Below are 21411 nucleotides of genomic sequence, written 5' to 3' on the forward strand. Positions count from 1 at the left end.
ATGGGACAACCTTGTCTCAAGCGGACCGCGCCTGTCAAGAGAGGTGAGAAAATTCTAAATAAGGTGATGATGAAACAGGATTATTGCGCAGCGGGTGGGGCCACCGACTGGCGAATCTTCAATTCATAGGCGATGGGAATGGTCCGCGCCTCCAATTCCTGGTCCTCCATCGTCGCTGCGATCAGCGTGTCGGCGGCCATGCGTGCCATGGTGATGGTGGGCTGGCTGACCGTGGAAATGCGCGGCCATGTCGATTGGGAAATCAACAGCCCGCCGAAGCCGAAGATCGACAATTGCCCGGGCACATTGAGCCCCCGTTCGAAAGCAGCAGCCAGCACCCCGGCTGCCATTTCGTCATTGGCGGCAAAAATCGCGCTGGGAGGCGAGGGGCCATCGAGCAATTCACCCCCGGCGCGCTGGCCCGAAGCGAAGGTGAAGGCCCCCTGACAGACCTGTAATTGCGCGTCAGGCGCCTGCGCCATCGCCTCGCGAAATCCGTCGAGCCGCCCGGTATGCGCGAAATGCGACGCAGGCCCCGTAATATAGCCCAGCCGCCGATGTCCCTGATCCAGCAGATAGGCGCCGATTTCGCGCCCCGCCGAATGGTTGTCGATCACCAGACAAAGGCCGCGCCCCAATTGCGTGCCCGGATTCATCCGCGCATAGCGCACTTGCCGCGCGTCGAGTTCATCGAGCAGCCATCCCGTATCGCACAAAGGCGGCATCAGCAGCAGTCCATCGAAACTGACCGCATCGAAGCAATCGGCCAGCCATGCCTTGCCCGCCGCCTCGTTGCTGTTATCGATATTTTCGGTGACGAGATGGAAGCTGGCCGCCTGACAGGATTGCAGCATGCCGGTAATGATATCAGCAATATAGCTAGGCAGGCGGTTGCCTTCGTCGAGCGAATGGATTTCCGCGCCGCTGCTGACCAGCAGCCCCAGAATCGAGGAGCGCCCGCCGCGCAATTGCTGCGCAGCACGGTTGGGCTTGAAGTTCAGTTCGGCCATCGCCTGTTCGACTTTGACGCGATATTCCTCGCCCACCTTGGGATGTTTGTTGAGCACCCGCGAAACGGTCTTGAACGAGACGCCCGCGCGATTGGCGATGTCGATGATGGTGGGCCGGGACATAGGCGGCCATTATGTGCAGGATGTTGGCCCGACGAACAAGATGGTGCGCGGAATTTCCGGCTCAGCGGCTTGAGGATGTCGCCAGCCTGAGGCCAAAGGCGACGAACAGCCCGCCCGTCAGTCGGTCGAGCGCGGGCACCGCGCCGGGGCGCCGCAAAAAGCCTGAAAGCGGCACTGTTGCCGCGATCAGCAGCGCGAACCAGATAAAGGCCAGCAGTACATGCACCCCGGCCAGAAAGAAAGTATAGGCCGCCACCGACACGCCCGCAGGCACGAATTGCGGCAGGAAGGTGATATAGAACACGCCCATCTTGGGGTTGAGAATATTGGTGAGGAAGCCCCGGCGAAAGGCGTCCTGTCCGCTTTGCGGGGCGCTATCCGCGTTCATTTCCAAAGCTTTGCGCGGATGGATCAGCAATTTGACCCCCAGCCAGAGCAGATAGGCCGCCCCGGCCATCTTCACCGCCGTATAGGCCATTTGCGAAGCCTGAAGCAGCGCGCCCAGCCCCAGAGACACTGCCCCGCCCCAAATCAGGCAGCCCAGCGCGATTCCCGCGCCCGCCATGGCCGCCGGTCTGCGCCCCTCGACGCTGGCGGTGCGCAGAACCATTACCGTATCCAGCCCCGGCGTGATGGTCAGCAAGGCGGCGGCGGCAACAAAGGCAAGAAACAGCGGAAGATTGGCCATGGCCCAAGGCTAATGCCGGTTGGCCCGGCGATCAATCCTTCTCGTCATCCATCCATGCGGCCATGTCGCGCCGGGCATGCAGGACGCGCCAGACGTCGATATGCGTGGTAAAGCCCATATAGAACACCAGCCACGGAAAACCCTTCAGCCGCACCGTTCGCAATCCTGGCAGGTTGAGATCATGCGCCCAGCGGGTCGAGCCTGCGCCGGGCGTGGCGCCGATGAAACGATAGGCCTGTTCAAGCGCGTCGATGAAGGCATAGGCGGTGTCGAGCCCGGCTTCCTGTACGTAATGATCGACGGCCTGCTCAATATCCTCCAGCGCGCGGGCGCGAGGCACGACGGGGAGCATGGGGATTACGAAGGTTTGCGCTGTGCCGCGCGCTCGCGAAGGCTCTGGAAATAACCGGCATCGGCAGGCGCTCCGGCGGGCGAACGCGCGCCCTCAAGCAGCATTTCGCGCAAGGCCTGCGCATCCTGATCCTTGCGGATCAATTCGCGGACATATTCGCTGCTCGTGCCATAGCCCCGGCTGTTGACCTGTTGGTCCACAAAGGCCTTGAGCGTGTCGGGCAACGAGATGTTCATCGTGGACATAGGCCGTATATAGCGTCTTTGGCAAAAATTGGCAAGATCTCAGCCGATGCGGAAAATCTCCAGATGGACGCTGGGCCCGCGTTTCCCTCCCGTGGCCAGAAACAGCGAGCGATTGACCCAATCGTAATCAGGATGCCCGCTTTCCAGCCGGATGAAGGTGCGCATGTAATAGGCTTCGAAGGGCACATCCTCGCCCCCGGCGGCGCGTTCGGCCACTTCCGGCGTCATATGGCGGATGCCCTGCGAGATCACCTCGACCACTGCGCCATCATCGGTTTCAATGGCATAGCGGGCATCAAGCTGGGCCAGACCGCCCGCCTGCACCACCTGCCAATCGGCGCCGATATTGAGGATGCGCCCGTTGATCCGCTCGCCCTTAGCTGTGCCGCCCATGATGGGGATGATCCGCCGCGTGCCGCCCGGACACTCGCCCATCTCATGCGGGCGCGTCAGGTTGATGGCCAGCGTGCAGATGGGCTCAAGCAAGGGTGTCATGATCGAACCTTTCCGCCATACGCGCGCCCTCGGCAATGATCGGCGGCGCGGCGTTCAGCGCATCGCGGGCAAAACCGGCGGCCGTCTGATAGGCCAGCATGAATTGCTTGCGCTCGGCTTCGGGGATCACATCGTCGATATCGTCAAACGTGCCGCCGCAGCGTTCATCGACCAGATTGAGCAGCCCGAACGGCCCGGCCCCGCGATTGCGCATGGCCAGTTGGCCCACCGGCCCGCACAATTCGGCGTCAAACGCGGCCAGAGCCTGCGCATTGACGCCATGCTCGATCAAGCACCGGCCCAAAGTGCGCGCATCGACAATCGCCTGAGACGCGCCGTTCGATCCGGTGGGATACATCGGATGCGCCGCATCGCCGATCAGCGCCACCGGCCCATCGACCCAGGTGGGGATCGGATCGCGGTCGATCATCGGATTTTCATAGGCCACATCCGAGCGCGCCAACAGCGCCGGAAGATCGAGCCAGTCATAGACGAAACCATCAAAATGATGCGCAAAATCAGTTAGTTCACAGGGCCGAAACCACCCCGTCTTGGTCCAGTCATGCGTGGCGTCATAGGTCTGCTCGGCGATCCAGTTGATGTCGGCCAGCCCGTTTTCATCGGGCGCCGAGATCGGATAGATCACCACCCGGTGCCGATGCGTACCAAGGCCCACAAAGGACGAACCCGTGCGGATCGGCACACCCCGCGCCGTGCCGCGCCACATCAGCGTGCCGCCCCAGCGGATCGGCGGCTGATCGGGATGCATCTGGGCGCGCACGCTGGAATGGATGCCGTCCGCGCCGATCAGCAGCGCGCCATGTTCATCCACCGCCGTTCCATCGGCCAGCGTGACATGGGCCACCACGCTGCCATCGGCCTGTTTGGTATATCCGGTGACTTTTTGCCCCAGCCGCACCGCATCCACGCCCAGCCGCTCGACCACATGGGCATAGAGCAGCAGGTGGAACCGCCCGCGATGCACCGCATATTGATGCCAGTGATAGCCCGCGCTCTTGCCGCGCGGCTCGCTGTAAATATCCTTGCCGTTCAGGCCCACCAGCGCCCATTCCTTGGCGGCGATACCGACGGCGTCCATCTCGGCCTCGCCAATGCCCATCGCGGCCAGTTCACGCACCGCATTGGGTTGCAGATTGATGCCCACGCCCAGCGGACGCAATTCAGCGATGCTTTCAAACAAGGTGCAGGGCACCCCGATCTGGTGCAGCGTCAAGGCCAGCGCCAGCCCGCCGATGCCGCCCCCGGCGATCAGAACACGATTTTGTGTCATTGCATCCTCAAATCCGAAACTTGCGCCGATAGTGCTATCGTCCGCAACATTCCTGCGCCGGTAAACCAGCGTACCGTTCAAAGCAAAACATTTGCGGGGTGACATTGAAATGTCACGGAATTGACCAACCCCTGTCATCCGCATCGTCGAAAGGCGCCTTACGAATCATAAGGGGGTCTTGTTCGATGTTGTCTTCACGTTTGCTCGCGGCCAGCGCTCTGGCCGCGATTGTCGCCGCTTGCCCGCTGCACGCCGAAACCGCGCCTGCGGCTGATGCTGCCGTTATGGATGATGGTCTGGAAACCATCACCGTCACCGCGCAAAAGCGCAAGGAAGACCTGCAGACCACGCCGATCTCGATCTCGGTGCTGACCGCTACGGGTCTGGAAAACCGCCATGTCACCTCGCTGCTCGATCTGGGCGATGGCGCGATCCCCAGCCTCAAGGTTGCGCCGTTCTTTTCGCGGCCGGGCGCGCTGATCGTCAACATTCGCGGCGTGGGCGTGCTTTCGGACTCGAACCAGCCTGCGCGCGATCAGGGCGTGGGCGTTTACGTCGACGGCGTTTATCAGGGCCGCGCGCAAGGCCTGGGCACTGCGCTGTTTGATGTTGAAAACATTGAAGTTCTTAAAGGTCCGCAAGGCACGCTCTTCGGTCGCAACACTGAAGGCGGCGCGGTCAATATCGTGACCAAGAAGCCCAGCGGCAAGTTGAAGATGAACGCCACCGCGGGCGTTGGCAACTATGGCAGCAACAAGGCCGAGATCCACCTCGACCTGCCCGAATTTGCCAATATCTCGCTGAAGATCGATGCGGTGAAGGCCCAGCGCGACGCCTTTGTGAAAAACCCGCTGCAAGGGGCATTGGGCTTCAATTCCTATGACAAGCGCGGTTTCCACGTCGAAGCGCTGTGGAAGCCCGCGGCGAATTTCACCGCCGACCTGTCCTATGACAATTCGCATGACGAGACGAGCACGCTCTATCAGCAGCAGATCTCGGCAGGCACCGGCCTGCCCGCGTCGAGCAGCGGCAGCGCGGCGGTTCCGGCCAATCTGACCGCGGCCCTGTTCAGGCTGGAGCCGCATCGCGCCTCGGTGGCCGCAGTCGGCGTGCCGCAACAGCCCAGCGTCGGTCAGGCCGAAGGCTTTCGCCTTGGTCTGGAATGGCAGGTCGCGCCCCATCTCAGCCTGCGTTCGATCAGCGCCTATCGCGACATGACGCAGACCCAGTATGACAATGGCTCGGCCAGCACCTCGATGCAGCAGGGTTATACCTCGACCGCGACCTTCGCCAATTTCGCCTTTGGCCGCTACAGCCTCGCGCCCTTCCGTCAGAATCAGGTCAGCCAGGAATTTCAGGTGGTTGGCGAATTGCCGCGCCTGAAATATCAGGCCGGTGCACTCTATTATGTCGAGCGTGTGCAGGACAGCGCGCAGGCATTCAACACCGTGCAGTTCACCGATGCGGCGGGCAGCGCCTATACCGTCCTGCCGCTCGATTACAGCAAGCAGACCATCCAGCGCGCCAGCCATGTGAAGACCACCAGCACCGGCGTCTATGGTCAGGCGACCTATACGCCCGCGATCATGAACGACGCCGCGCATCTGACGGTGGGCGCGCGCTGGACCAATGACAAGAAGAACGGCAGCCTGTTCACGGTCAATGGCGCGACCCCGGTGGTGCCGGTCAACGGCGTCAACGTGACGGCTCCGGTGCTGCTCAATGCGTCGTGGTCGCGGGTCGATCCGCTGGTCAATCTGTCGGTCGATGCCTCGCGCGATGTGCATCTCTATGGCAAGTGGAGCACCGGCTATCGCGCGGGCGGCGCCAATTCGCGTTCGCTGGCCTATCGCTCGTTCAATCCTGAAACGGTTTCGATGTTCGAAATCGGCGCCAAGACCGAATTTTTCGATCACCGCGCCCGTTTCAACGTGGCCGCCTACGCGGGCAGCTACAAGAATATTCAGCTTGATTTCAGCGGCCTGTATGAAGACGTCGTCAACGGCGTGCGCGTGGCCACCACCCGCACCACCACCGACACCGTCAACGCGCCGGGCACCGGCCATATGAAGGGCGTCGAGGCCGAACTGACGCTGGCCCCGGTCAAGGGCCTGACGCTCAGCGCGTCCTATGCCTATAACCATGTGTCGATCCCGGCCACGGTCAACCCGTTCCCCCAGACCGGCGGCGTGTTCATCACCGTGCCGGTGCCGATCTATCAGGTTTACACCCCCGAACATTCGGCCAGCGGCTCGATCGATTACGAAATGCTGCTGGGCACGGGCGATACGAAGCTGCGCTTCCACCTCGATGGCAATTATGACTCGGGCTATTACGCCAATTACACCGACTCGAACTATGACAGCGTGAACCGCTCGGTCCGCTTTGCTCAGCCCAAGGGCGACGCCGGACTGGTGTTCAACGGCCGCATTGCTCTGGCCGACATTGAGGCTGCCAATACCGGCGCCAAGGTGACCATCGCCATCTGGGCGCGCAACCTGTTTAACGAAGAACACATGTTCTACAAATCGGGCAGTGCGCAGGCAGGCGTGAGCGGTTTCTTTAACGACCCGCGCACCTTTGGCGGCGAAATCAACGTCAAGTTCTGATGAAAACGGAGGGAATGGCCATGCGTCAACGCGCTTCTTTCGCTTTGCTGGGCGCTTTGGCGCTGGCTTTTTCCTCCAATCCTGCGTTGCAGGCGCGGCCCGTTGCGGCCGCGTCTGTTGCTGCGCCTGCGGGCATCGCGCCCTCGCGCGTGGTGCCTTTGCAAGGCGGGCGCAATTTCCGCGATCTCGGCGGCTATCGCACGAGCGATGGGCGGATGGTCAAATGGGGCCTGCTCTATCGTTCGGGTTCGATGACCGGGCTGACCGCCGATGATTACGCGGCGCTGGAAAAGCGCGGCATTCGCGTGGTCTGCGATCTGCGTTCCACCGCCGAACGGCAGGCCGAGCCGGTGAACTGGCCCCACGCGCTGCCCCGCGTGCTGGCCGATGATTATGTGATGGATAATGGGCAATTCCTGCCCAAGGGCGATCCGCGCCAGTTTACCGCCGATCAGGTGCGCGGCGCGATGGCGTCTTCCTATCCGCGCCTGCTCACGCAATTCAACAGCCAGTATCGCCGCATGTTTGGCGAGCTGCTGGCGGGTCATGCGCCGCTGGCCTTCAACTGCTCGGCGGGCAAGGATCGCACCGGCATTGGCGCGGCGCTGATCCTGACCGCGCTGGGCGTGCCGCGTGAAACGGTGATTTCCGATTATATGCTGTCGAACCAGACGCTTGACCCGGCCAAGCTGATGGGCGGCAAGGCTATGGCGAACAGTCCTTTTGCCGCGCTCCCGCCTGAGGCGCTCAAGCTGCTGGTGGGCGTTGACCGCTCCTATATCGAGGCCGCCTTTACCGTGATCGATGCGCATCAGGGCGGTGCGATGGGCTATCTGCGCGACGAACTGCGCCTTGGCGTCGGAGAAATCCAGCGCCTGCGCGGGTTTTATCTGACTCGTCGGTAAAACCTAGGCGGGCACCACGCCGGGATGGCCGCGTTCGACGGCCAGCCGGCGCCAGGTGGACAGTGCGCCGTCAGGGCGGGTCACGCGGTCGATCACTTTGAGATCGGCATGCCAAACTTCGCGGCCCACATCACACAGAACATAGCCGCGCCGGTCGCATACGGCCTTAAGCGCTTGATTATGCGCCAGCGCGTGGCGGCTGTGCATCGTATCGTCGCCCTGACCATCGGCGCCCGATGAAATCGAGGTGGCGAGAAATTCGCTGGCGATGATTTTGCCCGAACCCTGATCCTGCACCAGATCGCCCGCGTAATGCAGATGCGCGTCCCCGCTGACCGTCACGACATTGCCGGGGCAGGCGCGATCAATATGATCCAGCAGACGGCGGCGGCTGTGCAGATAGCCCGACCAGCGGTCGAGATTATAGCCTTGCGTCCCCGTAGCCTTATCCGCCAGCGACAGATGCATCAGCATCACCTGCTGCGCGATCAGGTTCCAGCGTGTGTCGGAACGGTTCAAGGCATTGAAAAGCCAGGCCTCCTGCTCCGCGCCCAGCATGGTGCGGCGTGGATCGGCCACCTCCGGCGTAATCGGCGCATAATAGGGGCCGGGGATTTGATCCGAGCGATGCTGGCGCGTGTCCAGCACAAAGCCATTGAGCAGATCGCCGTAACGCGCCGCCCGGTGCATCGCCATGCGCGGCCCGTCGGGCATGGACTGGCGGCGCAGCGGCATATGTTCATAATAGGCCTGAAATGCGGCGGCGCGGCGATAGAGGAAGACTTCGGGCGGGGTGCCGTCCTGATCCACCGCATCGGCCCAGTCATTATCGACCTCGTGATCGTCGAAACTGACCCAGAAGGGCGCGGCGGCATGGGCGGCCTGCAAATCGGCGTCCTGTTTGCCCAGCGCATAGCGGCGGCGGTAATCGTCGAGCGAGATTGGTTCGGGCGCATTATGCCGCCGCGCGCGGGGATAGGAATTGCCCTGAAGGGTGATCGTATCATCGCCCTTCTCATTGGTTTCATAGATGTAATCGCCATAGTGGAAGATGAAATCCACCGGTTCCGCGGCGATATGGCGCCATGCGGTGTAAAACCCATGCTCGTAATGCTGACACCCGGCCACGGCAAAGCGCAGGCGATCGAGCCGCGCATGGGGCAGGGGCAGGCTGCGGCTGCGGCCGGTGGCGCTGACATGGCCCGCGATGCGAAAGCGGTAGAAATAGGGTCGGTCCGGGCGCAGGCCGCCCACCTCGACATGGACGCTATGGGCCAGTTCGGGGCTGGCCAGAGCCGTGCCTTGAGCCGCCAGAACCGCGAAATTCTCCGCCTCGCTGACCTCCCATTGCACCAGCACCGGGGCAGGGGCCATGCCGCCATGGGGCTCGTTCGGGCGCGGGGCGATGCGGGTCCAGATGACAAAGCCATCCACCGCCGGATCGCCCGAGGCCACGCCCAGCGTAAAGGGATAATCGGCCAATTTCGGATTGGGATCGACATTGCGCGGCCATGCGCCCGCGATGCCTGCCAGAGGCAGACCCCCCGCCGCCAATCCCGCCCGCGCCATCCATGCCATCAGGCGGCGGCGGTCAAACTCGCGGGGGGGTCTGCTCATAGCTTGCGCCCTTAGAACGAGGTGCGGATCCGCAGGCCAAAGCTGCGCGGATTGCCGGGATAGCCCTGAACCAGACCAGTCGATTTGGTCAGGCCCAGCATATTGATATAATAGGTTTTGTTCAAAAGATTGTCGGCCCAGAGCTGAACGTCGATCTTGCCGCCATTCATCCGCACCCCGGCCCGCGCATTGACCAGCGCATAGGGGGCGATCCATGCCGAAGGGTCAAGTGTGATCGTGGTGTTCTGGGCCGAGCGCCAGTTGACATCAACCAGCCCATAGACCTCGCGATCACCCCCGATGCGATGCGTGGCATCCACCGAGACATCGCCCGTCCATTTCGGCGCCCAAGCCACCTGCCGCCCGGTCAGATCGCACGAGGTCGCCGTGCTTTGGGCCGGGCAGACCGAGTTGGTGAAGCTGGAATAATAGGCATGATTATAGGCGATAAAGCCCTTGGCATGCAGGCCCAGCGGCAACCACGCCTCGCTTTCCAGTTCCACGCCGTTCGAGGTGAGCGAGCCGACATTCGAGAGGAATTTGATCGCGGTATTGCCCACGCCCACGGCCTGATTGGCCTGATAATTGCGGACAATCGTGTGATAGGCGGTCAGGTTGATCGTCAGATGGCGCTCGAACCATTCGCTTTTGATGCCGCCTTCAAAGGAATCGGCGGTTTCGCCCTTCACCGTCTGTCCGCCGCCCAGCGCGATCACCTGCGCGATGCTGCTGTCGGGGTTGGTGCTGTTGACGGGCAGGAGGTTGAAACCCTTGGACTTATAGCCGCGCGCATATTTGGCATAAAGCATCAGTGCCGGGGTTACGCGGTAATTGATCCCGGCCTCGCCCGAGAGCGAGGAGTCGGACAGGCGTTGATCGACGCTGCCCAATTGCGCATTGGCGCCGCTGGAGGACAGCGCGTTGATCTGGGTCTGCGAGAGATTGCCCGCATTCGACGCGACCCAACCGGCGTAAAATTCCGAGCGCTGTTCCCACGTCTGGCGCAGGCCGAGGTCAATCGACAATTTGCGCGCGGCATCGGGGTGGATGGTCGCATTGGCAAACAGCGCCTGCGTTCCGGTATGGAACACCGCATGGCTGGCAAAGCCAAGCCCCGCCACCGCATTGGCATAGGCGCCCTGCGCCCAGGTCTTGCCGCCCGTGGTGGGGAAGGCCGTGGCCGAAGGATTGGCGGCCCAGATGTAATATTGATCGCCAAAGCGGATGCGCGAATCCACCGCCAGTTGCTGGGCTGAGAAGAAGCCGCCGACCGTGGCTTCAACCAGGCCGCCCTTGGGCGTGGCCCAGCGCAATTCGCCGCTTTCCTGCTGAACATTGTTGCACGAGCCATAGTCCTGAATGGCGTTCAACTGGGTGTAGTCATTGTCATTGTTGGTCCAGCATTTCCAATGCTCCCACGCGGCAATCGCGGTGATCGTGCCCGCCTTGCCCAGATTGTAATCCACCGTGGTGTTGGCGCTGTAGAAATCAGTGCGGGCGTTCAGAGGCGAATCGATATTGACCGCGCGGGCCGAAGCATCGCTGGTATTGAGAGTATAGCCCGCCGCCGTCATGCGCGCCTGAAGCGCGGCCGGGTTGTAGATCGACACGGCAATCGGCGACATCGTGTTGAAACCCTGATGGTTCCATGTGCCGATCACCCGGATCGAGAGCTTGTCATTGGGCGTGGCCAGAATTTGCAGGCGCAGGCCTTCGCCTTGCCGGGCATTCTGATAGGCCCCGTTATAGAGGTTTTTGTAATTGCCGTCGGTCTGGCTGTAATAGCCCGACAGGCGCATGGCGATCTTGTCGGCCACGATCGGGCCGGAAATGCTGCCCTTGATTTCGCGCAGGCCCTGATTGCCCACCGCGCCTTCAAAGGCGGCTTCGGGTTTGAAGCTGGGCGCCTTGGTGTTGATGATGACCGCGCCCGCTGTGGTGTTCTTGCCGAACAGTGTACCCTGCGGGCCGCGCAGCAATTCGACATCAGCTATGTCGTTAAAATCCGCGCTGACCATGCCTTGACGCGCGGTATAGACGCCATCGACAAAGATGCCGACCGAGCCGTCGATGCCGTCGGTGTTGAAACCATTGTTGCCAATGCCGCGGATGCCCAGATTGAGTTGCTTCGGGTTGGTCAGATAGACCGAGAAGGCGGGGAATTTGGCCTGAAAATTGGTGAAATTGGCCATGTTCTGATTGGACAATTCGGCCCCCGACAGGGCGGTGATGGCAATCGGCACAGTCTGGGCGCTTTCGGCCCGCTTGCGCGCCACCACGATGACATCGCCGCCGGGGCCGGCATCGGCTTCGGCAGTATTGCCCTCTGCGGCCCATGCGGGCGTGGAAAGCGCGAGCAGGGAGGCGGAGGCAAGCACGAGGCGGACAGACGCGCGGCGGCGAAGATGAAGCATGACGACCCTTTCAACGCCGATGCCTCATGACGGATGCGATTGCGAGGCATTGGCAGCAGGGGGCGAATGACTTGGATCTATTGTGGTTTTATGACAGCCCCGCCGTGATTTTACCGTGCCTTGCGGCTGATCCTGCCACTGCGCTTTTTCATCCATATGACAATGCCGGTGATGCACAGCATCGTCACCATCGCCCCGATCATGCTGACCGCGATGCGCCATGCCGTGCCGCCGACATGGGCGGTGTGCAGCGCCTCGACCCATGTGGTGAAGGTGTTGGCGCCATGCCGCCCGGTGGGAATGCGCGTGGCGCGCAAGGCCCCGCTGTCGCCGTCAAAGCCGACGAAGCTGCCCCCGCCATGGTGCGAAATATCCGCGTCCGAGGTGAAGCCATAGATATAGGCGCCGGTGGCCGGGATATACCAGAGATAGCGCTCGCCATCGCTGCGCAGGGCCAGATGGAAGCGCGCGGCCTCGGCGCGGGCCAGCGCCTCGCCGCGCGATAGTGCGTCGTCAAAAGACAGGCGCGGCCTCCAGCGCGGCGCGGGCAGCAGGGCCGATTGATAGACCGCCCCATCATCCACCCCGCCCAGCGCCTGCATCACCGGGCCATAGACCTGCGGCAGGTTGAACGAGACGCTGGACACCGCAAAGACCAGCAGCAAGGGCCAGATCCACAGGCCCCCCGCGCGGTGGAGGTCAAAGTTCAGCTTATAGCTTGAGGCCCCCCAGCGGACCGCCCATGCCGGCGCCCAGCGGGAAAACCAGCCTTGCCGCGCGGGCGCCTTGGTCACCACGGGCAGCGTGAGATAGAAGCCGACAAAGCAATCCAGCACCCAGACCAGCGCCGCCAGCCCAAAGGCCAGCAGGCCCCATTGCCCCAGCGCCAGACTGTAATGCAGGCGATAGGTAAAGGGCATCAGGTTCTTGATCCCTTGCGTGATATTGCCCCATTGGCGGCGGCCCAGTTCCGCGCCCGTATAGGGATCGACGAAAAGGTCATCCCACGCGGGCGCATCGGCGCGAGGCAGGCCGGTTTTGGCATCGGGCCATGTCAGATATAGGCGCAGCGAATGGCCTTCCTCAACCGCCATAGGCACATAATCGATCCGCGCGCCCGGATAGCGCGCCAGCACGCGCCGCCGCAATTCCAGCGTGGAGAGCGGCGCTGTGCCGGGCGAGGGCGGGGCGGCCAGTTGCAGATCGGGCGCTGCGGCAACTTCCAATTCGTCGATCCATGACAGGAAGATGCCGGTAAACCCCGCCACAGCCAGAAACAGCGCCAGCGTCAGCCCCGCCCAGCGATGCGCCACCACCCAGAATTGCCGCCCCATGGCTTAGAACGCCACCGTTACCGTGCCCGACACGCTGCGCGGGGCGGCGTAAAAGCCCTGACCCCATTTCAGGCTGCCCAGATAATGCACATTGCCCACATTGCGCAGGTTGAGGCTGGCGCGGACATGGGGCGCGACCTGCGCGCCGGCCATCAGATCGAGCACGGCATAGGATTTCTGGGTAATGACGACAGGATCGCTGACGAGGCCATAGGCCACGACCGCGCTGTCGGTGGTGCGGATGTCATTTTGCCAGCGCAATTGGCCGCCGAATTTCAGATCGTGAAAGGCCGGGATCGTGTATGTGCTGGCCATCTTGAACGATTTGGTGGGCAGGAAGGTGCGCGTGGGGGCGCCGGTCTGGTCATGGACTTCCAGGCCCGTGTAGCCGCCGCTGATCGACCATTGCGGGGTGATCATGCCGGTCACTTCCAGTTCGAACCCGCGCGAGGTCGTGTCCACGCCCCGGTAATAGGTGGTGCCTACCCGGCCCGCATCGCCCACGCCAAACACGCCCGCGGCCTCGGCCAATCCGGTCTGGCGCGCGCGGAAAATCGCGGCGCTGGCGAACAGGCGCTTGTCGAACCATTCGGTCTTGATGCCGCCTTCAATGCTGGTGCCCTTGGCAGGGTTCAGGCGGACATTGTTGACGGTCACTTCCTTTTGCGGGTTATAGATGTCTGTATAGCTGGCATAGAAAGAGATGTTTCCGGTCGCATCGAACACAAGGCCCGCATAGGGGCTGAGCGCGGAATTGCGGCGGGTCTGGTCGACATCATAGGAGGTGCCCGACGAGCGCAGCCAGATCGCGCTGGCCCCGAACACGCCCTTCAGCCGGTCGGTGAAATTGGCATGGAGCGCGCCATAGACGCGGGTCAGCGTGTCGCGGCTGTCCTCGGACAGGACCTGCGCGGCATAGCCGCCTTCGGCAGGATAGACGCCGTTGACCGCCCAGTCCGTGACCGAGGCATAGGCCGGATAGGAGAGCGTCGATTGCGAATATTCGCGGCCATGCATCGTGGCATGCGACACGCCCAGCGAAATCTGATGCTCGCGGCCAAAGAGTTTGACCGGGCCCGATGCCTGACCGTCGAACAGGTTCTGGTCATAGGGCGAATTATAGATCCCCGGCCATGCCCCATTGCCAAGGCCCGTGGCGGCATCGGCATAGCCATAGCCGTAGAGCAGCTTGGCGTCCGAATCCCGGTGATTATAGGTATAGCGCCCGCGCGCCTGCCAGCCATTGTGCCCCTTCCATTCGAGTTCGGCAAAGGCGGTCTGGTCGGTGATGTTCCAATAGGTCCATGGTGCCGAAGTGCTGGCCGAGACGGGATAGGATACCCGCGTGCCATTGGTATAGAGCAGCGGCAGCGAGCCCCACAGGACGCCGCGCGCATTGTTTTCCTGACGCGTATAGCCGGTGTTGAGGGTCAGTTCGGGCGTGAAATCATAGGAGAGCAGCGCGCCGTAAACATTGCGGTTAACATGGTTGTAGCGCAGATAGGAATCGCGCTGGTCATGGGCATAGATCAGGCGGACAGCCAGCTTGCCGTCCTTGGTCAGCGCGCCCGAAACATCGCCGTCGACGCGCCACTGGTTCCAGCTTCCGCCTTGCGCATTGGCTTTGACGTGGAAGTCTTTGGTCGGGCGCTTGCGGACATAGTTGATCGTGGCCGACGGATTGCCGATGCCGGTCATCAGCGCGTTGGCGCCGCGAATGGCCTCGACCCGTTCGTAGAGGATGGTGTCGATGTCGCCATAGGAAATGCCCCAGCGCAGCGGCAGGCCGATGCCGTCGATCTGGAAATTGGTCACGTCAAACCCGCGCGAAGTATATTCGGTGCGGTCGGTTTCGACGCGCTCGACATTGATGCCGACCGCCTGGGCCAACAGGTCGTTGACATTGGTGAGGGCGAAATCCTCGATCCGCTGGCGGTCGATCACGGTGATGGATTGCGGCGTTTCGCGCAGGGTCAGGGAAAGGCCGGTGGCCGAGGGGGTTTCGCGCTGGGCGCTGCCGGTGACGATGATCGAGTTGGCATCCTCGGCATTGTCCGCCGCGTTTTCTGCGGCAAGGGCAGGGGAGGCGAGCGCGCAAAGGGCAGCGGTGGACAGCAGGGCGAGACGCAGGGACATGGCAACCTTTCGGGGAGACTATCTGTTGCCGAGACTCGCTATTGCAACTCACTCTCAATTTCAAGATTAATTATGCGGGCGCAGAAAGGCCTCGCCCAAGATCAGGACGCTATCGAAATCATTGGGAAATTATGGATGCCTCCGTTCAGGCGGGCGCAGGGCCCACCGAATCGCGCAGGATCAGTTCGAAACCCAACTCAATCTGGCGCGCGCCATCCTCACGGTCGATCATCATCAGCGCGGCGGCTTCGGCCATGCCTTCGATAGGCTGAAAAACCGTCGTCAGATAGGGCCATGTCGTGCGGGCCACCCAACTGTCGTCGAAGCCGCATACCGACACATCGCGCGGCACCGACAGGCCAAGCTGGCTGCATGCCACCATCACGCCTGCGGCCGAATCGTCATTGGTGGCGAAAATGGCGGTGGGGCGTTCGGGCGCGGACAGCAATTCGCGCCCCGCATGGATGCCCATTTCGAAGGCAAAGCCGCCCACCGCCTCGGAGATGACGACTGATGGGTCGATCTGATGCAACCTTTCGACAAAGCCCTTGCGGCGGGTATGGGCCGCGCCATGTTCGCGCGGCCCGTTGGCGATGCCCATGCGCCGGTGGCCGTTCTGATAGAACAGATCGGCGATGCGCGCGGCGGCCCCGGCATCGTCGATCGTGACCGAAAGCGAACGCTGCGCATCGATAAACGGCGCAAGGCGGGCATAGCGCGCGCCGTAAGCCTCCAGCGCGTCGAGAACGCGCGGATCGTCGCTGATCGGTGGGGTCAGGACAAAGCCGTCGCAGCGCGCATTGCGGAAAATCGCCTCCAGCGCGGATTGCAGTGCGGGCGTATCGGCGCTGGTGTCGATGGAATCGATGCGCAGGTGATACTGGCGCGCAACGCAGGCGCGATAGGCACCCGCCAGTACTTTCATCGTGTAATTCGGGCTGGGATTGTCGAACAGCACGCTGATGGTGAAACTGCGCGCGCCCGCCAGCGAGCGCGCCGCCGTATCGGGCACGTAATTGAGCGCGGCGATGGCGGCCTCGACCTTGTCGCGCAGCTGGGCTGAGACGTGGGGCTCGTTGTTGATAACGCGCGACACGCTCTTGATCGCCACGCCCGCCGCTTTGGCCACATCGGCCATGGTGGCGTGGGCACGCGGGGCAATGTCATATCTGGTCTGGGTCATCATGCCTTTTTCCGGCAGCGGCAGGACCCCGCCCATCGGGCAAGAGCGCCGGTCCGGCCTTGGTGTTGCAGTTTTGTTGTGGTGGCCCTGTCCTGATTGTCAAGCATGCGTGGAAAGGATTCGATGGGTGCTCTTGCTGCATTTGCGCTGTGCAGGCGCAATGCGAGGGGGAGGCGCAATCGATCACAAACGTTAGGGTGAATAGCAATGCGGAACACGCTGTTTTGGCGCGCGGCAAAGCGGCCAGATCGGAATTTTTGGTTAAAGACGATAAAAAATATCAATATAAAACAATACAATATTCTAAACAGGAAATATCCCTGTGCCCGCGAAGCCACACAAAAATCCTATTGCAAGGCCCTGCTTGACAGCGATGTCTGATTGAGGGACCAAGATGGACGAAACGACATGAGATCGTTTTCAAACATGGAGAGGGGCTATGAAGAAAAACGTCTTTGCAGGCGTTGCGTCAGCTATGGCTTTGGCTGCGGCAACGCAGGCTTATGCACAAACCACCCAGGTCACCGCCGATGGCGACATCATCGTGACCGCCACCCGCACCGAAACGCTTTTGTCCAAAACCCCGATCGCCATGACCGCCGTCAGCGGCGATCAGCTGGTGCAAAAGGGCATCACCAACACCACGCAGCTGGCTGACTCGGTGCCCAACGTGTCGATCGTGCGCAGCAACGGTCTGCAGATCACCATCCGCGGCGTGACCAGCACCGACGGCACCGAAAAGGGCGATCCTTCGGCCGCCTTCCTTGCCGACGGCATCTATTTGGCCCGTCCTCAGGCGCAGGAAGTCAGCTTCTTTGACGTCGAGCGCGTCGAAGTGCTGCGCGGGCCTCAGGGCACGCTCTATGGCCGCAACACCACGGCGGGCGTGGTCAATGTCATCACGGCATCACCCAAGCAGAAGTTCGGCGCCTCGGCCGATGCGTCCTATGAAAGCTTCAACCACGTCAATGGCACGGCCACGCTCAACGTGCCGGTCACCGAAACTTTCGCCCTGCGCGCCGCCGTCAACTATGACCGCCGCGACACCTATGTGAAAAAGGCTTCGACCGACAATTACAATTGGGGCCCGTTCAAGAACGTGTTCGCGGCCCGCCTTTCGGCGCTGTGGCATGCGACCCCCAACCTCAAGGTGCTGGTCAAGGGCGATTATTCGCTCGACGATGGCTACGGCGTCAACTCGGTGCCGATCACCAATTTCTTCTCCGGCAACGTGGGCAGCCAGTCGGCAGGCGTGATGGCCACGCCCACCTACAACATCAACGCTTCCTCCGACGCGCTGCGCACCAGCAACCTGAACGAACAGTGGCAGGGCAAGAACCACAACAAGGGCGCGGGCGTGATGGGCCAGGTGGACTGGAACGTCTCGGATTCGCTGACCGCGACCTATCTGGGCTCCTATCGCACGATGGATCGCTACAGCCTCGCCTCGTTGGCCTCGGTCAGCGGCCCGACGGCGGGCAATCGCACTACCTTCACCGGCCATTACTGGCAGACCAGCCACGAAGCGCGTCTGGCCTTCAAGAAAGGGCCGGTCTTCCTGCAGGCGGGCGGTTACTACTTTAAGGAACAGTCGGGCATCGCCTTCTTTATCCTCGACTTCTTTGGCCCCAACAGCCAGTTCGGTTTCCCGCAGGACCCGACCAAGGCCGTGACCAAGGGCGCCTTTGCGCAAGGGTCGTATAATTTCACCGACAACCTGAAGCTGACCGCAGGCGTGCGCTATTCCAGCGATGACAAGAGCCGCGTGGGCGCCACCGTCAATGATAACCTGCTGACCGGCGTGCGCACCACGTTCCAGACCAACAATGCAAGCCGCAATTTCAGCAAGACCACCTGGCGTGTGGGCGTGGACTATGACCTGCCCGGCATCGGCCTGCTCTATGCCAACGTGGCCACCGGCTATAAGGCCGGTGGTTTCAACGACGGTTGCGAAATCGGCACCGGCACGGGCTGCGCCCTGCCTGCCTCGGCGCTCTATTATCAGCCCGAAACGCTGACCGCCTATGAAGCCGGTTTCAAGGTCCACACGCCCGACAACGTGCTGCGCTTCAACGGCAACTACTTCCACTACGACTATAACGGCCTGCAGGTGTCCTCGGTGCAGAATGTCTGCGGCGGTCCTTGCCAGGTGACGGCCAATGCCGCGACCGCCAAGGTCGATGGCGTGGAACTCGAAGCCGTGCTGCGCCCGGCCAAGAACCACACGATCGACGCGATGGTGACCTTCCTCGACGCTCGCTATGGCAGCTATACGCCGCCGATCAACGGGGCGAATGCCAACTTCTCGGGCCTGCAGCTCAATCGCAGCCCCAAGTCGGTGGTCGCGCTGGGCTATACCTATAACCAGCCGCTCTCCAACGGCGGCGAAGTGGTGCTGAACGCGCGCACCCGCATCTCGGCCAGCTATGCGCTGACCGACGTGGGCAATGGCGCTTTCTTCCGTCAGCCCGGCTATAGCAAGACTGACATCACGGTGACCTACAATTCGCCTGACAAGAAATATTACGTCGGCGCCTTTGCCAAGAATCTGGAAAACCGCATCGTGCTGACCGGGGCGACCGGCCAGACGGCTTCGTCTTCCTTTGTGGGCACGGCGGTGTTTGAGGATCCGCGCACTTTCGGCGTTCGCGCTGGCGTAAAATTCTAATATAAATCTAATAGTTACCTGTTGATGAACAGCTGCAAGCCACCTATCCGGCTTGCGGCTGTTCTTGAGAAAAATTCCATCTACCGACCCACAGGAGTGGCAGGAGAAGACCATGAAAATCCAGTTTCAATGTCTCGCAGGCGTGGCCATCATCGCGATGGGCTCGACCATGGTCCATGCTGCTGCTCCCACGGCCGCCGATGTGGCGGCCGCCGATACGCGCGCTGCCGCCACGGTCAAGGCGATGAAGGGTGAGGAAAAGACGATCCTGACCCATGGCATCATGCCGTTGCCCATGGGCCCCAATCCGCCCAAGGCGCCTGCCGATGCGATCCCCGGCGCGGGCTATATTGCGGGCATTCCCCGTTTGGGGGTTCCCGCGCTCAAGGAATCGGATGCTTCGCTGGGTGTTTCCTATGTCGGCGGCATCCGCAAGGATGGCTCGACCGCGCTGCCTTCGGGTCTGGCGCAGGCGGCCTCGTGGAACCCGGCGCTGCTGGAACAGGGCGGGGCGATGATCGGCTCCGAGGCGCGCGCCAAGGGTTTCAACGTGTTGCTGGCAGGCGGCGTCAATTTGACCCGCGATCCGCGCAACGGGCGCACGTTTGAATATCTGTCCGAAGATCCGCTGCTCTCGGGCCATCTGGTGGGCGCGGCGATCCGGGGCATTCAGTCCAACGGCATCATTTCGACCATCAAACATTTCGCGCTGAACGGTCAGGAAACGGGCCGCAAATTTGTCGATATCCAGATCACCGACGCCAATGCGCGTGAAAGCGACCTGCTGGCTTTCAAGATCGGCATCGAACAGGGCCAGCCCCTTTCGGTGATGTGCGCCTATAACCGCGTCAATGGCGCGAATGCCTGCGACAATGACTATCTGCTCAACACGGTGCTCAAGAAGGACTGGCGCTGGAAGGGCTTTGTCATGTCCGACTGGGGCGCGGTGCCGACGCTCGACACCGCGATCCACGGGCTGGATCAACAGTCGGGCGCCGAACTCGATCCCAAGCTGTTCTTCACCGACGATCTGGCCGCCAAGGCCAAGGCCGATCCCAAGTGGGCGGCGCGTCTGGATGACATGAACCGCCGCGTGCTGACCGCGATCTATGCCACCAATCTGGACAAGAGCGATGCCAAGCCGGGCGTGAAGATCGACTTTGCCAAGAATGGCGAAGTGGCGCTCGAAGCGGCCAAGCAGGGCATCGTTCTGCTGAAGAACAATGGCAACCTGCTGCCTCTGGCCAAGAATGCCAAGCGCATTGCGGTGATCGGCGGCTATGCCAATTCGGGTGTGCTCTCGGGCGGCGGCTCCAGCCAGACCGACCCCGAAGGCGGCCCCAAGGCGTCGATCCCGCTGGGCGGCGATGGCCCGTGGGCGGCCTTCTTCAGCCAGCATTATCATGGCGTTGCCCCCTATACCGCGATCAAGGCGCAGGCCAAGGACGCCAATGTCACCTATCGCGACGGCACGATCATCGCCGATGCTGTGGATCAGGCGAAGAAGGCCGATGTCGCCATCATCTTTGCAACGAAGTGGTCGACCGAAGGGCAGGACCACGCCGATTTCAGCCTGCCCAATGGTCAGGACGCGCTGATCGCGGCGGTGGCGGCGGCCAATCCGCGCACCATCGTCGTGCTGGAAACCGGCAATCCGGTGGACATGCCCTGGCTGGACAAGGTGCCCGCCGTGGTCGAGGCATGGTATGGCGGCAGCCGCGGCGGCGATGCCATTGCCAGCGTGCTGTTTGGCGAAACCAACCCCTCGGGTCGCCTGCCGATCACCTTCCCGGCCAGCGCTTCGCAATTGCCGCGTCCGGTGGTCGATGGCTATTGGGATCTGGAAACCGACTTCATGGGCAACCCGCCCACGCCCGACACCAAGGTGACCGCCGATTACAATATCGAGGGTTCCGACGTCGGCTATCGCTGGTTCGCTCGCAAGGGTCAGAAGGCTTTGTTCCCCTTCGGCCATGGTCTGAGCTACACCAGCTTTGCCGCTGACGGGCTGAGCGTGAAGGGGCTTTCGGCCAGCTTCACGGTCAAGAACACCGGAGCGCGCTCGGGCGCCTATGTCGCCCAGCTTTACCTGACCGCGCGCGGCGGCGAGGCCAAGCAGCGTCTGGCCGGTTTCGCCCGTGTCGAGCTGAAGGCCGGCGAGGCCAAGCCCGTCAACCTGACCATTGATCCGCGCATTCTGGCCGACTGGACGGCGAAAGGCTGGACACTCAAGGGCGGCGCCTACAGCTTCGCGTTGGGGCAGGATGCCGAGCATCTGGGCTCGCCGGTTTCCACAACGATTGCCGCCAAGAACTGGAAGGACTAAGCCGATGCGTGCATC

Annotated in this window: 15 protein-coding genes; 4 read left to right on the forward strand and 11 right to left on the reverse strand. The window is 62.2% G+C overall.

The window, feature by feature from the left end; genetic code table 11:
- Window positions 1–80 precede the first annotated feature (80 nt).
- The 6 genes from FHW96_RS09500 to FHW96_RS09525 form a co-directional block, all read right to left on the reverse strand.
- A complete protein-coding gene (locus tag FHW96_RS09500) occupies window positions 81–1133 on the reverse strand; it encodes a LacI family DNA-binding transcriptional regulator (protein ID WP_172340328.1) in 1053 nt (350 codons plus the stop codon).
- Between the two features lie 61 nt (window positions 1134–1194).
- Window positions 1195–1821 (reverse strand): LysE family translocator, encoded by a 627-nt coding sequence (locus FHW96_RS09505; RefSeq protein ID WP_172340329.1) that lies wholly within the window; start codon window positions 1819–1821, stop codon window positions 1195–1197.
- A gap of 31 nt (window positions 1822–1852) precedes the next feature.
- Window positions 1853–2161: a type II toxin-antitoxin system RelE/ParE family toxin gene (locus FHW96_RS09510; RefSeq protein ID WP_371815682.1), complete on the reverse strand. Its 309-nt coding sequence runs from the start codon at window positions 2159–2161 to the stop codon at window positions 1853–1855.
- 17 nt (window positions 2162–2178) lie between these two features.
- A complete protein-coding gene (locus tag FHW96_RS09515; RefSeq protein WP_172340330.1) occupies window positions 2179–2418 on the reverse strand; it encodes a type II toxin-antitoxin system ParD family antitoxin in 240 nt (79 codons plus the stop codon).
- A 39-nt stretch (window positions 2419–2457) separates the two neighbouring features.
- Window positions 2458–2913, reverse strand: a complete 456-nt coding sequence (locus FHW96_RS09520; protein ID WP_172340331.1) for a DUF3237 domain-containing protein — start codon at window positions 2911–2913, stop codon at window positions 2458–2460.
- On the reverse strand, window positions 2897–4204 hold the full coding sequence (locus tag FHW96_RS09525) for a flavin-dependent oxidoreductase (protein WP_172340332.1): 1308 nt from the start codon (window positions 4202–4204) through the stop codon (window positions 2897–2899). Before FHW96_RS09525 ends, FHW96_RS09520 begins: the two co-directional genes overlap by 17 nt.
- A gap of 185 nt (window positions 4205–4389) precedes the next feature.
- Between FHW96_RS09525 and FHW96_RS09530 the strand changes: the two genes are divergently transcribed.
- Window positions 4390–6813, forward strand: coding sequence for a TonB-dependent receptor (locus FHW96_RS09530; RefSeq protein ID WP_172340333.1), 2424 nt, complete (start codon window positions 4390–4392; stop codon window positions 6811–6813).
- A gap of 20 nt (window positions 6814–6833) precedes the next feature.
- Window positions 6834–7718, forward strand: coding sequence for a tyrosine-protein phosphatase (locus FHW96_RS09535; RefSeq protein WP_172340334.1), 885 nt, complete (start codon window positions 6834–6836; stop codon window positions 7716–7718).
- A gap of 3 nt (window positions 7719–7721) precedes the next feature.
- Here FHW96_RS09535 and FHW96_RS09540 read toward each other — a convergent pair whose 3' ends face one another.
- The 5 genes from FHW96_RS09540 to FHW96_RS09560 form a co-directional block, all read right to left on the reverse strand.
- Window positions 7722–9335 carry an alkaline phosphatase gene (locus tag FHW96_RS09540; protein WP_172340335.1) on the reverse strand — a complete coding sequence of 538 codons (1614 nt, stop codon included), beginning with the start codon at window positions 9333–9335 and terminating at the stop codon, window positions 7722–7724.
- 11 nt (window positions 9336–9346) lie between these two features.
- The gene (locus FHW96_RS09545; protein WP_172340336.1) at window positions 9347–11749 is read right to left on the reverse strand and encodes a TonB-dependent receptor; all 2403 of its coding nucleotides are present in this window, start codon (window positions 11747–11749) and stop codon (window positions 9347–9349) included.
- A 110-nt stretch (window positions 11750–11859) separates the two neighbouring features.
- Window positions 11860–13083, reverse strand: coding sequence for a PepSY domain-containing protein (locus FHW96_RS09550; protein ID WP_172340337.1), 1224 nt, complete (start codon window positions 13081–13083; stop codon window positions 11860–11862).
- Between the two features lie 3 nt (window positions 13084–13086).
- Window positions 13087–15219 (reverse strand): TonB-dependent siderophore receptor, encoded by a 2133-nt coding sequence (locus FHW96_RS09555; protein WP_172340338.1) that lies wholly within the window; start codon window positions 15217–15219, stop codon window positions 13087–13089.
- A gap of 145 nt (window positions 15220–15364) precedes the next feature.
- The gene (locus tag FHW96_RS09560) at window positions 15365–16405 is read right to left on the reverse strand and encodes a LacI family DNA-binding transcriptional regulator (protein WP_172340339.1); all 1041 of its coding nucleotides are present in this window, start codon (window positions 16403–16405) and stop codon (window positions 15365–15367) included.
- A 436-nt stretch (window positions 16406–16841) separates the two neighbouring features.
- Between FHW96_RS09560 and FHW96_RS09565 the strand changes: the two genes are divergently transcribed.
- Together FHW96_RS09565 and FHW96_RS09570 are read left to right on the forward strand one after the other, a co-directional pair.
- On the forward strand, window positions 16842–19070 hold the full coding sequence (locus tag FHW96_RS09565; RefSeq protein ID WP_172340340.1) for a TonB-dependent receptor: 2229 nt from the start codon (window positions 16842–16844) through the stop codon (window positions 19068–19070).
- 112 nt (window positions 19071–19182) lie between these two features.
- Window positions 19183–21396, forward strand: coding sequence for a glycoside hydrolase family 3 C-terminal domain-containing protein (locus FHW96_RS09570; RefSeq protein ID WP_172340341.1), 2214 nt, complete (start codon window positions 19183–19185; stop codon window positions 21394–21396).
- Window positions 21397–21411: the final 15 nt, after the last annotated feature.

Source organism: Novosphingobium sp. SG751A, assembly GCF_013149295.1.
Taxonomy (GTDB): Bacteria; Pseudomonadota; Alphaproteobacteria; order Sphingomonadales; family Sphingomonadaceae; genus Novosphingobium.

Excerpts from the sequence above, each read along its gene's own strand:
- FHW96_RS09500 (WP_172340328.1), bottom strand. The coding sequence starts at position 1,133 with ATGTCCCGGCCCACCATCATCGACATCGCCAATCGCGCGGGCGTCTCG.
- FHW96_RS09525 (WP_172340332.1), bottom strand. The coding sequence starts at position 4,204 with ATGACACAAAATCGTGTTCTGATCGCCGGGGGCGGCATCGGCGGGCTG.
- FHW96_RS09565 (WP_172340340.1), top strand. The coding sequence starts at position 16,842 with ATGAAGAAAAACGTCTTTGCAGGCGTTGCGTCAGCTATGGCTTTGGCT.
- FHW96_RS09545 (WP_172340336.1), bottom strand. The coding sequence starts at position 11,749 with ATGCTTCATCTTCGCCGCCGCGCGTCTGTCCGCCTCGTGCTTGCCTCC.
- FHW96_RS09530 (WP_172340333.1), top strand. The coding sequence starts at position 4,390 with ATGTTGTCTTCACGTTTGCTCGCGGCCAGCGCTCTGGCCGCGATTGTC.
- FHW96_RS09535 (WP_172340334.1), top strand. The coding sequence starts at position 6,834 with ATGCGTCAACGCGCTTCTTTCGCTTTGCTGGGCGCTTTGGCGCTGGCT.
- FHW96_RS09505 (WP_172340329.1), bottom strand. The coding sequence starts at position 1,821 with ATGGCCAATCTTCCGCTGTTTCTTGCCTTTGTTGCCGCCGCCGCCTTG.
- FHW96_RS09550 (WP_172340337.1), bottom strand. The coding sequence starts at position 13,083 with ATGGGGCGGCAATTCTGGGTGGTGGCGCATCGCTGGGCGGGGCTGACG.
- FHW96_RS09570 (WP_172340341.1), top strand. The coding sequence starts at position 19,183 with ATGAAAATCCAGTTTCAATGTCTCGCAGGCGTGGCCATCATCGCGATG.
- FHW96_RS09560 (WP_172340339.1), bottom strand. The coding sequence starts at position 16,405 with ATGATGACCCAGACCAGATATGACATTGCCCCGCGTGCCCACGCCACC.
- FHW96_RS09555 (WP_172340338.1), bottom strand. The coding sequence starts at position 15,219 with ATGTCCCTGCGTCTCGCCCTGCTGTCCACCGCTGCCCTTTGCGCGCTC.
- FHW96_RS09520 (WP_172340331.1), bottom strand. The coding sequence starts at position 2,913 with ATGACACCCTTGCTTGAGCCCATCTGCACGCTGGCCATCAACCTGACG.
- FHW96_RS09515 (WP_172340330.1), bottom strand. The coding sequence starts at position 2,418 with ATGTCCACGATGAACATCTCGTTGCCCGACACGCTCAAGGCCTTTGTG.
- FHW96_RS09540 (WP_172340335.1), bottom strand. The coding sequence starts at position 9,335 with ATGAGCAGACCCCCCCGCGAGTTTGACCGCCGCCGCCTGATGGCATGG.